10 protein-coding genes are annotated in these 12362 nt (G+C 53.1%); 8 read left to right on the forward strand and 2 right to left on the reverse strand.

The genetic code is table 11. The annotated features are described in order from the left end of the window. Positions 1-20: 20 nt before the first annotated feature. From ACFO9Q_RS20825 to modA, 4 genes are all read left to right on the forward strand, one after another. On the forward strand, positions 21-1988 hold the full coding sequence (locus tag ACFO9Q_RS20825) for an ABC-F family ATP-binding cassette domain-containing protein (protein ID WP_379185499.1): 1968 nt from the start codon (positions 21-23) through the stop codon (positions 1986-1988). A 29-nt stretch (positions 1989-2017) separates the two neighbouring features. Continuing rightward, complete coding sequence (locus ACFO9Q_RS20830; RefSeq protein WP_379185500.1) at positions 2018-2680, forward strand: fumarylacetoacetate hydrolase family protein; 663 nt, start codon at positions 2018-2020, stop codon at positions 2678-2680. A 76-nt stretch (positions 2681-2756) separates the two neighbouring features. Next, complete coding sequence (locus ACFO9Q_RS20835; RefSeq protein ID WP_379185501.1) at positions 2757-4466, forward strand: hypothetical protein; 1710 nt, start codon at positions 2757-2759, stop codon at positions 4464-4466. A 780-nt stretch (positions 4467-5246) separates the two neighbouring features. Beyond that, positions 5247-6029, forward strand: a complete 783-nt coding sequence (modA, locus tag ACFO9Q_RS20840) for a molybdate ABC transporter substrate-binding protein (protein WP_379185502.1) — start codon at positions 5247-5249, stop codon at positions 6027-6029. An 81-nt stretch (positions 6030-6110) separates the two neighbouring features. Here the strand turns inward: modA and ACFO9Q_RS20845 are convergent, their stop codons facing one another. Beyond that, positions 6111-6932 carry a helix-turn-helix domain-containing protein gene (locus ACFO9Q_RS20845; RefSeq protein ID WP_379185503.1) on the reverse strand — a complete coding sequence of 274 codons (822 nt, stop codon included), beginning with the start codon at positions 6930-6932 and terminating at the stop codon, positions 6111-6113. A gap of 117 nt (positions 6933-7049) precedes the next feature. On the opposite strand from ACFO9Q_RS20845, the gene ACFO9Q_RS20850 reads away from it, so the two are divergent. Both ACFO9Q_RS20850 and ACFO9Q_RS20855 read left to right on the forward strand, forming a co-directional pair. Further along, positions 7050-8108, forward strand: a complete 1059-nt coding sequence (locus ACFO9Q_RS20850) for an amidohydrolase family protein (RefSeq protein ID WP_379185504.1) — start codon at positions 7050-7052, stop codon at positions 8106-8108. A gap of 30 nt (positions 8109-8138) precedes the next feature. Then, positions 8139-8498, forward strand: coding sequence for a Rieske (2Fe-2S) protein (locus ACFO9Q_RS20855; protein WP_379185505.1), 360 nt, complete (start codon positions 8139-8141; stop codon positions 8496-8498). A 181-nt stretch (positions 8499-8679) separates the two neighbouring features. Here ACFO9Q_RS20855 and ACFO9Q_RS20860 read toward each other — a convergent pair whose 3' ends face one another. Beyond that, on the reverse strand, positions 8680-9189 hold the full coding sequence (locus tag ACFO9Q_RS20860; RefSeq protein ID WP_379185506.1) for a DinB family protein: 510 nt from the start codon (positions 9187-9189) through the stop codon (positions 8680-8682). A 223-nt stretch (positions 9190-9412) separates the two neighbouring features. Between ACFO9Q_RS20860 and ACFO9Q_RS20865 the strand changes: the two genes are divergently transcribed. Together ACFO9Q_RS20865 and ACFO9Q_RS20870 are read left to right on the forward strand one after the other, a co-directional pair. Next, positions 9413-9685, forward strand: a complete 273-nt coding sequence (locus ACFO9Q_RS20865; RefSeq protein ID WP_379185507.1) for a hypothetical protein — start codon at positions 9413-9415, stop codon at positions 9683-9685. A 1262-nt stretch (positions 9686-10947) separates the two neighbouring features. Beyond that, entirely contained in the window at positions 10948-12354 is a 1407-nt protein-coding gene (locus ACFO9Q_RS20870) for an MBOAT family O-acyltransferase (RefSeq protein ID WP_379185508.1), read from the forward strand. The last annotated feature ends 8 nt before the right edge of the window (positions 12355-12362 follow it).

A 12362-nucleotide genomic window follows, 5' to 3' on the forward strand; every position in this document is an offset into this window, starting at 1 on the left:
TACAAGAAGAGGATATGACCATGCATCTACTATCGATTGAAAATATAACGAAAACCTACGGCGAAAAGCTGTTATTCGAGAACGTTACCTTCGGTGTCGAGGATGGCGACAAGATTGGCATCATTGGCGTGAACGGGACGGGCAAGTCCACGTTCCTGAAGGTAATTGCAGGGCTCGAGCCGGCAGACTCCGGCCAGGTGTCGGTCGGCAATCGGGTGCGTATCCGCATGCTCTCGCAGGATCCTGTATTCGAGCCCTCTGAGACGGCTCTGGAGCATGTGCTTGGCGGCGATACCCCGCAGCTGAAGGCGGTACGAGAATATACGGCGGCGATGGAAGCAATTGAGCTGAATCCGGCTGACGAAGCGCTGCAGAACCGTCTCATTGCGGCCAATCAGCGAATGGATGAGCTGGATGCATGGGATCTGGAGGCAGATGCGCGCATTGCGCTCACGAAGCTCGGCATTCAGGATTACGAAGCGAAGGTCAGCGCCATGTCTGGGGGACAGCGCAAGCGTGTAGCGATGGCCGCGGCCCTGCTGCAGCCTTCCGACCTGCTCATCCTCGATGAGCCGACGAACCACATTGACAATGAATCGGTCGCTTGGCTGGAGAGCATGCTGCAGAAGCGCAAGGGCGCGCTGATGATGATTACGCATGACCGCTACTTCCTGGATCGTGTGAGCAATCGGGTCATTGAGCTGGACAAGGGGCAAGCGCACTTCTACACGGCCAACTACAGCCGATTCCTCGAGCTGAAGCTGGAGCGCGAAGAGCGCGAGGCAGCTACGGAGGACAAGCGGCAGAACTTGATGCGTAATGAGCTGGCCTGGATTCGGCGCGGGGCGAAGGCGCGGACGACGAAGCAGAAGGCGCGGATCGACCGGTTCGAGGAGCTGAAGAAGCAGGGGCCGAAGGCAGCCGGCGGCAAGCTGGAGGTGTCGGTTGCTTCAACGCGGCTGGGCAAGAAGATTGTCGAGGTTGAAGGACTGACGAAGGCGATGAGCGGGCGCACCCTTATTCGAGACTTCAGCTACATTGCGGTACCGGAGGACCGGGTCGGCATCGTCGGGCGCAACGGAAGCGGCAAGTCCACCCTGCTGAAGCTCATTGCGGGCAAGCTGCAGCCGGACAGCGGCACTGCCGAGATGGGACCGACTGTGAAGCTCGGGTGGTTCTCCCAGGAGCATGAAGAGATGGACGGAACCGTCCGAGTCATCGAATACATTCGTGCGAATGCCGAGCAAATCAAAACCGCGGATGGCAATACCATCTCCGCAGGGCAAATGCTCGAGCGGTTCCTATTCCCGCCCGCGATGCAGTGGTCGCCGATTGCGAAGCTGTCCGGCGGCGAGAAGCGCAGGCTTCAGCTTCTGCGCGTGCTGATGGATGCGCCGAACGTGCTCATGCTCGATGAGCCGACGAATGATCTGGATATTGCCACACTGACCGTGCTGGAAGATTATCTGGATGACTTCCCCGGCGTTGTGTTCATCGTCTCGCATGACCGCTACTTCCTAGACCGTACAGTGGATCGAATCCTTGCCTTCGAAGGGGAAGGTGTCATTACACATCATACCGGTAATTATTCGGATTATCAGGAGTCTGTGGGACGCACTGAGGCTCCGGCAGCTGCAGGGCACTCCTCGTTGTCTGCTAGTGTGGCGAAGACGGCACCTGCCGTCACAGAAGCTCAAGCAGCTGAAGCAGCGGCTCCGAAGAATGAGCCGCTGAGCAGAGAGCGCGCCGCGAAGATGTCCTACAAGGAGCAGAAGGACTTCGAGCAGATCGACGGCTGGATTGAAGAGACGGAAGCGAAGCTTGGGGACATTGCTAAGCGCATGGAGCAATCCGCGAGTGATTCCGTCCTGCTGCAGGAGCTGTCCTCGGAGCAGGAGCAGCTGGAAGGCAAGCTTGAGGAGCTAATGGAACGCTGGACGTACTTGAATGAGCTGGCTGAGCAGATCGCTAGTCAGAAGAAGAGCTAAGCGGTATAAGAGCTGGAAGGGGATTAACGATGACAACGATTAATGGTACGAAGGACTTCTCGTCCATACGCAATATATACTGCATCGGCCGTAACTACCGGCTGCATGCGCTGGAGCTTGGCAATGAAGTGCCGAAGTCTCCGATGGTTTTCACCAAGCCAACTCATGCTCTAGCCTCAATGAATGGAGGAGCTGTCACGCTGCCGGGAGACCGCGGTGAGGTTCACTTCGAGCTGGAGCTGGTCATTCGAATTGGCCGTGATTATGAGCCAGGAATGGCGCCAGATGAGCTGATTGACGGCATGACGCTTGGCCTTGATCTGACGCTGCGGGATGTACAGAGCAAGCTGAAGGAGAAGGGGCATCCGTGGCTGGACGCCAAGGGGTTCAAGAACTCGGCCACACTCGGTGAGTGGCTGCCGTATCCGGGTGCTGAAGCGCTGCAGGAGCAGGACTTCGTCCTCGTGCGGAACGGTGTAGAGGCGCAGCGGGGCAACGTGCGGGATATGATCTTCCCTACCCAGCAGCTCATTCATCATATCGGAACACGGTTCGGCCTCGGAGCAGGCGACATCATCTACACCGGCACACCGGCAGGGGTGGGTGCTCTGCAGGACGGGGATGTGCTGGATATGCTATGGGGAGACAGCTCGGCAGGCGGCTGTACGATCTCGCTGCATGCTCATTCCTAGATGATTAGCATCATTGTTGATGCCCCATACTGCAGCTAAGTTAGCTTAGGAGATACACCTATGGAGGATGGACTAGATGGGGATTAGACGCCGAACAATGACGTGGATAGCAACGCTTGCCATGGCAGGTCTCATGTTCAGTGGATGTACCTCGAATGGCGATGTGAATAACGAGCTTGACCCTTCAGTGAAGCCGTCACAGACGCCGGCAGCGTCTCCAACCGTCACTCCGGTGAAGGAGACGTTCGGTGAGCCGCAGATTGTGGACTATAACCTAGGAGCCAGCGAGATTGTCCAAGCGACAGGCTGGAAGGTCCCTTACACGGTCAAGGGGACGCTTGGGGTGCCTACTGGTACGAGGAAGCGTCCGGTTGTTTTTGTTTTTCACGGGAATCACCCCATCAAGAAGTATGACACCGATCGCTACGATCAAGGCTTCACCTACTTGGTTAGAGATCTAGCTCGGCAAGGATATCTGACCGTTAGCGTGGATGTAAATGCTCACTATGTGTGGGAGCACGGCGAGCCCATAGAGCACGAGCGATTCAATGCCATTATGCAGACGCAGCTGAAGGCGTTCAAGCGGGCGCTTCAAGGGGAGGACGCAGGTTACGGCGTATCGCTTAAGGGTCGGGGAGATCTGGAGAGAGTATCTGTGATAGGCCATTCCCGGAGTGGACAGCTGACGCATGCGATGGCGGAACTGGTCTCGGCAGACGCGGACATGAAGCTGGAAGGCATTGTGATGGCGGCACCGATCCAATTCTTCACGATGAAGACGCCGTTCCCTGATGTTCCTGTAGGAATCATCATTCCACAGTATGACGGAGATGTGGTGAGTCTGGACGGGCAGCGCTCGTATGATCGGGAGGCGATACGGCAAGACCGGAAGTCTCCTGTCTCACTGGTGTATCTATATGGAGCGAATCACAACTACTTCAATTCCAAGCTGGAAGGCAAGGATGATGGGATAGGACCGAGCAAGGAGAACGACAACCTGCAGGAGAGGCTGACCGCCGAAGAGCAGCGTCAGTTCTTAAGCAGCTATGCGGTGGACTTCCTGGAATCGGTGGCGCCTGGCGGTGGCAAGGGATTCTGGAATACCACGGCAGAGGCGGTGTCATCGGGGCCGAATGTCGGTATGCTCTACGGGCATCCCGTTCTGCAATCTACTTATCTACCGGGTACGCAGTACATCATGAACTCGGCGAGGGATGGGGAGAAGCCGCTTGACGGCAGCGAGGAGATCGTTCCTTCAACTGATGTCAAGCTGAAGTATGTGACGGACAGCTACATTCCTAACGAGGATGAGACAGGCGGGTTCCGGCACCCGGGCGATCCGGAGAAGCTGGAACTGCTGTCAGTACGCTGGACGAAGCGCGGAGGTGCGCTTCAGATGAAGGCTCCTGCGTCCATTGAGCAGCCGCTGAAGGGCTCGGCGCTTACACTCTATATAGCCGCAGACTCTGCTGATACACTTAACGCTCAGGGTGTTCATCCCGCCTTCACTGTAAAGCTGACCGATACGAAGGGCGGCAAGTCCAGCTATACGCTGCCAGCCAATACGCCGGCCACTCGTCTGCAGCCTGGCAAGCTGCTGGAGAATGAATACATCAAGTACTGGTCGACCTTCACGCCGCTCAGCACACTTCGAATACCGCTTATGGAATTCGAAGGAGCAGACCAACTGGGTGACCTGAAGTCCGTGACGCTCACCTTCGACCAGACAGACAGCGGTGCGCTCATGATAGGCAATGTGGGGATAGAGAAGGAGCTTACTCCTTAGAGACCAGTTCAAGTAGTAGCACCAACCACAATCACAAGTAGAGGGCTTAGTCGAACAGTTCGACTAAGCCCTCTTCATTATGAGCGGTAGCAGCCGTCACATGCTACAGGGCATAACGCCTGCCTCGGGGCACCTGCAGCATCACGAGCCGCCTCGGTCGCCTGCAGCATCAGAATGTGATGCTGCACGTCAAAACGAGCCGCCTCGGTCGCTTGCAGCATCAGAATGTGAGGCTATAGGTCAAAACGAGCCGCCTCGGTCACCTGCAGCATCACAATGTGATGCTATAGGTCAAAACGAGCCATCTCGGTCACCTGCAGCATCAGAATGTGATGCTATAGGTCAAAACGAGCCGCCCCGATCACCTGCAGCATCAGAATGTGATGCTGCACGTCAAAACGAGGCACCTCGGGTCGCCTGCAGCATCACAATGTGATGCTATAGGTCAAAACGAGCCGCCTCAGTCACCTGCAGCATCACAATATGATGCTATAGGTCAAAACGAGCCACCTCGGTCACCTGCAGCATCAGAATGTGATGCTACAGGTCAAAACGAGCCACCTAGATCACCTGCAGCATCACAATGTGAGGCTATAGCGCTCAAAGAGTTTCTACCCACGCAATATTTAACCAGTCTCCTCCCTTCAAGCATGCGAATGGTTGTGAAGGTTAATTAGCTCTGCACAGAGCTAATCCATGTTGTTGTCATCTTAAAATCCTTATGATTAGATATAATTTAGTTAGCGTTGAAATTAGAGAGATGGGGGGAGGGTGTGCGTTATGCTACATAAATCAAGTGTCTTGATTGTTCTGCTTGCTGTATGCCTATTGGCAGGCTGCGGTACGAACAGTGAGGGGAAGAAGGAATCGGCAGAGGTGGAGCTGACGATATCCGCGGCGGCCAGCCTGACGGATGCGCTAGAGGAGATTAAGGATGACTATGAAGCGAAGCGTGAGCATGTGAAGCTCAGCTTCAACTTCGGAGCATCAGGGGCGCTGCAGCAGCAGATTGAACAAGGTGCCCCTGTGGATCTCTTCCTCGCGGCTGCGCCGAAGAACATGAAGGCGCTGGTCGACAAGGGGCTGGTGGCGGAGGACAAGCAGCGCAGCCTGCTTCGCAATGAGCTTGTCGTAGTGACGCCGGCAGAAGGAGTGGTGGAGGTTCGTGACATGGCCGAGTTGGCCTCCGAACAGCTTGGCAAGATTGCGGTAGGCATTCCAGAGAGTGTGCCTGCCGGTCAATATGCGAAGGAGGCTCTCACCTCTGCTAAGCTGTGGGAGGTACTGAAGTCTAAGCTGGTTCAAGGCAAGGACGTCCGTCAAGTGCTCCATTACGTGGAGACAGGCAACACGGATGCGGGATTCGTCTATCGCACAGATGCGCTCGGATCGAGCAAGGTGAAGATTGCCTTCGCCGTAGATGAGGCTGCCTACACGCCTATCCAGTATCCCATTGGCATCGTGAAGGCGAGCAAGCATAGCGAAGAGGCGGAAGCCTTCTATACGTATCTGCAATCTAAGGAAGCGCTGGATATTTTCATAAAGTATGGCTTCCGCACTTAACCTGCCGAGGATGAACGATTCGTTGAGACCATATCAGGCAGCTGAACTCGGCCTTCAGAGGACGGCCAAGCCGTAACTTTTTTATAACGGGCGGTTCGCCCTCTCCTTCAATAAGGCTGAAGGGGGCGAGCCCATCCGCTTCTTATACACCCGGTTGAAGTACGCCTGATCGCAGTAGCCCAGCTGCTCAGAGATCTCGCGAATGGACAGCTGAGTATTCAGCAGCAGCTCGCGTGCCGCTGACAGCCGGACACTATGCATGTAATCGATAGGAGCCAGCCCCGTCACCTCTCTGTAGATGCTCGTTACATAGTTCGGTGTTCTCTCCACCACCTTCGCAAGCTCCTCAATTCGAATAGGCTCCCGATAATGGTCCAGAATATATTGTCTTATAGCCGCCACATGTGCCATCTTCACCGAAGGATAGCGTTGTTCCTCATGCTCCCGCAAGGCCAAGATGAACAGCTCCTGCAGTATTCCCCTGCACATCGCCTCATAGTAAGGCTGCCGACCAATCCACTGCTGAACGAGCAGAACGAACCGATGCTTCACATAGTCGTATTGCCGGGACCGGATAACGCAGAAGCCTGCGGAGCCGAACGGGTGTTGTACGGATGGGGTCTGGGCGTTGTTCTCCCCTGTGCGAGGCTCATCCGCCAAGGAGAAGTGGGCCGAATACTTGTGGTGATTGGTTCCGGGACGACAGTAGCCTTCACGCATCGTTCCTGCCGCCATATAGAGCATATCCCCTTCATGAAGCAGATACTCCTCCCCACCTAGACGGTAGATGACTTCCCCGCGAGTAACGAGCAGCAGCACATCGTATTCAATTGGTGACAAGGGACGGTTCCAGCTGGCATCCTCAATCTGGTCGAGATAGATGGAATGAAGTGTAGTTATCATGATCGTATTGTACCGTAGAATCGTTCTAAATAATATAGAATCATTAATGGTCTATCCAAGTATTCTGCGTTAGAGTAGGTATAGAATCAATCAACTACGAAGCGAGGTTGAATACGGATGAGCCTGCCAGACAAAGTGATAGATTGTGACGTTCATAATACGTTCGCAAGCGGGGACGATCTGCTGCCCTATCTGAAGGAACCATGGAGAAGAATGGTGGCTGAGTTCGGTACTCGGATTCCATTCATGTACAACTCACCAATCGGCGTACTGCGCAAGGATGCCGTTACACCAAGCGGCGGCTCTCCGGGTTCGGACCCTGACTATATGCTGGAGCATCTGGTGAAGCCGTTCAATATGGAGCATGTGCTGCTGACGGGGGAGTCCTTCATTCATGTCTCTAACCTGCCGGATGCCGATTATGCATCTGCTCTTGCATCCGCTTACAATGACTATGTCATTGACCATTGGCTGGCGAAGAGCCCGGTGTTCATCGGAGCGATGGCGGTTGCTCTGCAGGATCCGCAGCAGGCGGCGAGGGAGATTGATCGAATCGGTCCGCACCCGGATATTAAGGCCGTTGTCATCTGCGGCGCCTCGCGCATTCCATATGGACAGCGCTATTATGATCCGGTATATGCCGCTGCCGAACGCCATGGACTGGCCATCATGATCCACCCCGGATCAGAGGGATCCGGCATCTCGAACCCGCCGACAGGCGCGGGTTATCTGAGCAATTACCTCCAGTGGCACACGTCTCTGTCCCAAGTGTACATGGCGCAGCTAATCTCGGTGGTATGCGAGGGCGTGTTCGAGAAGTTCCCTCGGCTTAAGTTTATTTTCTGCGAGGGCGGGGTAGGCTGGCTTCCTCATCTGATGTGGCGTCTGGATAAGAATTATAAGGGGCTGCGCTGGACGGTGCCATGGCTGAAGAAGATGCCGAGCGAATATATTCGCAGCAACTGTTATCTGACGACGCAGCCGATTGAGGAGCCAAGCGACTTCAATCATCTGAAGCAGATCTTCGATATGATCGACGGGGAGAACATTCTACTCTTCTCCAGCGATTACCCGCACTGGGACTTCGACGATCCGACGGCGATTCTGAAGCGGCTGTCGGATGAGGCGAAGAGGAAGATTTTCTACGAGAATGCGAAGCAGCTGTTCCAGCTGTAAGACGACGGGGAGAGGGGACGAGGATGGAATATGGCGTTATATGAAGCGGCGGCAGAGGCGGACGTTCCCGAAGGCGGGAGGGTCATTGTCACTCTTGAGGGGCGCTCCATCGGGGTGTACCGGATAGATGGCGAGTATTATGCGATTCACAACTACTGTCCGCATGAAGGGGCCGAGCTGTGCAAGGGGCACATACACGGGACGACGCTGCCGTCGAATGTAGCCGAGTTCGAGTATGGCCGAGAAGGCCAGATCGTCCGCTGCCCGTGGCACGGATGGGAATTCGACATCAAGTCCGGCCGTTCGCTGTTCAGCGACAAGGTCCGCACGCGCAGCTACAAGGTTGAGGTGCTCGGCGGCATGGTGTATGTGGCGATTGGGAAGGACTAGGTTGATGGGTGAAAAAATAAATCAGGCCTGTGCGTGTGACGCATGGGCCTCTATTTGCATGCGCCGAAGGTAGAGGGAACCGTGCTGCGGTGTGGAGAGTTAGAGGTCAAACGAGGTCTGGGAGCGAAATAGAGGTCAAAATGACCTCTATTAACATGAGGAATGACTGGGCTGCAGTTCACTACTCACTGAGCAGCCTCTTATACAGCTTAATCACACTGAAGTGCATTCCCTCATGGTACAGGCTGAAGCCGAGGAACTGGTGAGGCGTCTCCAGGGTTATGCCTGTTGAAGTGGTGTAGGGCTGCTCGAGCTTCTCGTTCAGTCGGCCAGCCAGCGCTTCGCGGATGCGGTCTTGCTGCTCGGATAACAACACCGCTAGCTCAGGCAAGGTTGGTATTGGGCCAGTGACGGTGCTGTCTACAGGGGACGTGCCGAATTCATAACGCTCCTTGAACCCGCTTGGCAGCTGCTGAGGGAGTCCAATATAGTGGAAGGCGAACCGCTCCAGCACGACATAGATATGCCCAAGGTTCCAGCGAATGTTGTTGCGGAAGCCTTCGGGAACGAGATCTGCCGTCTCCTCGCTAATTCCTTCAACCGCCTTCAAGGTCTGCGCTCTAACGAATGCCAGCTGTCGAAAAAGATAAAAGTCCTGCTCCATCGTCTCCACTCCTCTAATGGCTGCCATGAAGACAGCTCTATCGTTGTAGTACCGCTCTATTCCATACTACCATTCTACTGGACGGCGTGTAACTCCTCCCCTAGACTTGAACCCCCGCTGTATCGTTGTATCCACATGTGGATAACCACGCAAGTGTGGTTGTCCCTAAGGTTATGCACATTATCCACGGATGAACCAAGCCCACCCCCCCAATTCCAACAAAAACAAACCAAACCATAACAAAGCAATAATGGAGCAAACGGGGTCAAGCGGAGAATTCGGTGAATGCAGCTGGCGACGCCACTTCCTGGACTGGGCGATTACCGACGAGGTTATGGCGGAGTACAAGAAGAACTACCCGATTACGGCTGTGAAGGATGAGTCGGGTACGATTCCGGAAGGGTATAAGAAGAACCCTCTGGAGCTGCTCATTAGGTACGATCTGGCGCTCGCTGCCAAGGACCGCGATGCGGTGCTGCTCGAGTGGAGTAAGCGATATGATGGGAAGTCCGAACCAAAATAAAGCCGCAGCAGGCCCGCAGAGTCAAGTTGACTCTGCGGGTTTGCTTTTGTTGTGGAGGCTGGGGTCGATGGTGGTGGTGGCGGGGAGGACGGTCGCTGCGCTGGAGTGTAGGGTATGGGCGGCAGCCGCTGTTGGAAGATCGTGTCCCCCCAATTATAAGAGCTTCAAGGTGGGGACACGACTTCCAAAGGCGGACGTAAACTCTGCCACTCCATACCCACACCCCTGCTCCGCTCCCTCCCCCTTCTCTCCCACCACCATCTCCCACGCCTCACAAAGACAACCCCGCCAAGGTCAAATGACGGAATGCGGGCTGCGTGGGCTTCGCCCGCAGCGGGGCGACCGGGCTGGCTCCTCCGGGAGCCGCCCTCTCGGAGGGCACGCGCCAACCCCGCGCGCGCCACGCGCCAACCCCAGGCGCCAACCCCAGGCGCCAACCCCAGGCGCCAACCCCACGCGTTAACACGCGCCTCAGTGGTGGCATCGCCTCTCCATTTTTGGTTCACATAAAAAAGGTTCGCCTTATTGTGGCGAACCTTGGGGGGAGGTGGAGCCTGCTTTAATTTAGTAATTGCATCACTAATCATCTTGTCTCGATCGGGATGGATTCCGGGCATTGATTGCTCAACGTAATGACCACTTGCATATTGACGAGCAGCATCATCAAGACTCATTGTCTTCTTCATGATCAATCACCTCTTAGATAAGTATAGCATAACAAGGCTGTCAGCGACGTGTTCTTCAATAACCATGAGTCCTCCACCAATGTGAGTAGCTCCAACGTCATTTGTATAATATTTCATGAGTCGCAGTTGCGTTTTTGATTGAAAAGCAACAACACCATCAAGGCCAAGCTCCATGCTTGGAACGAAACAGGGTATGTCTCCCCACTGCGGGTATGTAATAACACAACCCCACCTCCCGCTTATAGATTAACATATCTGTCCTTTAGTGCTAACAAGCAGGGCGGACACGAGGAAAAGATAAGGTTGGCAAAGACAACTCTATTACAGTTGAGCATGTGCCGTATAAGGACGACTTAGACTTAGAGTTCACGAAGTTTTAGACACTACTGATTTACAAGACTTGTTACAGCTGGTATACTACTGAGAATTGTCTTTCCGATTTTTGTCATTCACATCCTAGTATGTCTACTATGGCCCGATAGATGTACACTTAGCAAAAAAGTGACAACATCTTCCGGGTCTTTTGCATTGATAGCAGACATCACACACACTATTAACAGCAGGAGGATACTCGTTTTGGTCTTTAGTTCGGTTATATTTTTGTTTTTCTTTTTACCACTTGTTCTAACCCTGTACTTCGCTGTTCCATTCAAATATAAGAATACGATTCTATTGATATTCAGCTTAGTGTTCTATGCCTGGGGTGAACCTCGATATGTCATTCTAATGCTATTATCCATTATCATGAACTATGGTTATGGGATATGGATAGATAGAACGGATACTCATCCTAACCAGCGAGTTGCCATCTTAACGTTCGCAATCGTGGTTAATATCGGACTTTTGGGCTTTTTTAAATATGCTAACTTCCTGGTTGATGCTATAAATTCAGCGTTGCATACGAGTTTTCATTTGAATCCGGTGCCACTACCGATCGGCATCTCTTTTTATACGTTCCATGCCCTCAGTTATTTGATTGATGTGTATAGAAAAAAAGAGAAAGCGCAAAGAAATCTGTTCAGTTTGTCGCTGTACATTACGTTTTTTCCGCAGCTTGTTGCAGGTCCAATCATTCGATATAATTCGGTCGCAGAACAACTTAGCAAGCGAGTATTTTCTTCCATTCAATTCGCTGAAGGAATTAAGCGATTTATTCTAGGCTTGTCCAAAAAAATACTAATAGCGAACCCGCTCGGGTCCGCTGCAGACACCGTGTTCGCCACTCCTATTACGGACCTCTCAACCGGAAGCGCTTGGATTGGCATTATTGCTTATACTCTCCAGATCTATTATGACTTCTCAGGCTACAGTGATATGGCTATCGGTCTAGGCAAGATGTTCGGCTTCGAGTTCGCAGAGAACTTTAATTATCCATACATCTCGAAGAGCATCTCAGAATTCTGGAGACGCTGGCACATCTCTCTAGGCAGTTGGTTCAGGGATTATGTATACATCCCTCTTGGCGGGAGCAGAGTTGCTCAATGGAAAATCTATCGTAATCTATTCATCGTGTGGGCACTAACGGGGTTCTGGCACGGAGCCAGCTGGACATTCCTTGCTTGGGGCTCATACTATGGCATTTTAATAGCAATAGAGAAAGCTGGTTTTGACAAAGTCCTTTCAAGAATGTATCCGTTCAACCATGTTGTTGTGCTGCTGCTCGTTATGATTGGATGGGTGTTCTTCCGCGCGGACAACTTCGCATACGCAACGGATTTTATAACTTCGATGTTCTATTCCAGAGGCAATGAATTCATAGATTCTCAAGCACTCTCGTTGTTGTCTATGAATTGGCTCTACTTGTCCATTGCTATTGTTGTCGCCACTCCGGTGTTTCCGAAGCTTGCGAAGCTGCAGTTCAGCAATTCTATTTCAAAAGTACAACCCGTTTTTGCATTGCTGTTCTACTTCTTCCTTTTCACAGAAGTGATCTTATATCTTATTAATTCAACTTATAACCCTTTCTTGTACTTTAGATTCTAAATTTTCGA

This window comes from Paenibacillus sp. GCM10023252, assembly GCF_042653305.1.
Classification (GTDB): domain Bacteria; phylum Bacillota; class Bacilli; order Paenibacillales; family Paenibacillaceae; genus Pristimantibacillus.

Coding starts and splice junctions, on each gene's coding strand:
- ACFO9Q_RS20865 (WP_379185507.1), top strand. CDS start 9,413: ATGGAGCAAACGGGGTCAAGCGGAGAATTCGGTGAATGCAGCTGGCGA.
- ACFO9Q_RS20860 (WP_379185506.1), bottom strand. CDS start 9,189: ATGGCAGCCATTAGAGGAGTGGAGACGATGGAGCAGGACTTTTATCTT.
- ACFO9Q_RS20845 (WP_379185503.1), bottom strand. CDS start 6,932: ATGATAACTACACTTCATTCCATCTATCTCGACCAGATTGAGGATGCC.
- ACFO9Q_RS20850 (WP_379185504.1), top strand. CDS start 7,050: ATGAGCCTGCCAGACAAAGTGATAGATTGTGACGTTCATAATACGTTC.
- modA (WP_379185502.1), top strand. CDS start 5,247: ATGCTACATAAATCAAGTGTCTTGATTGTTCTGCTTGCTGTATGCCTA.
- ACFO9Q_RS20835 (WP_379185501.1), top strand. CDS start 2,757: ATGGGGATTAGACGCCGAACAATGACGTGGATAGCAACGCTTGCCATG.
- ACFO9Q_RS20855 (WP_379185505.1), top strand. CDS start 8,139: ATGGCGTTATATGAAGCGGCGGCAGAGGCGGACGTTCCCGAAGGCGGG.
- ACFO9Q_RS20825 (WP_379185499.1), top strand. CDS start 21: ATGCATCTACTATCGATTGAAAATATAACGAAAACCTACGGCGAAAAG.
- ACFO9Q_RS20830 (WP_379185500.1), top strand. CDS start 2,018: ATGACAACGATTAATGGTACGAAGGACTTCTCGTCCATACGCAATATA.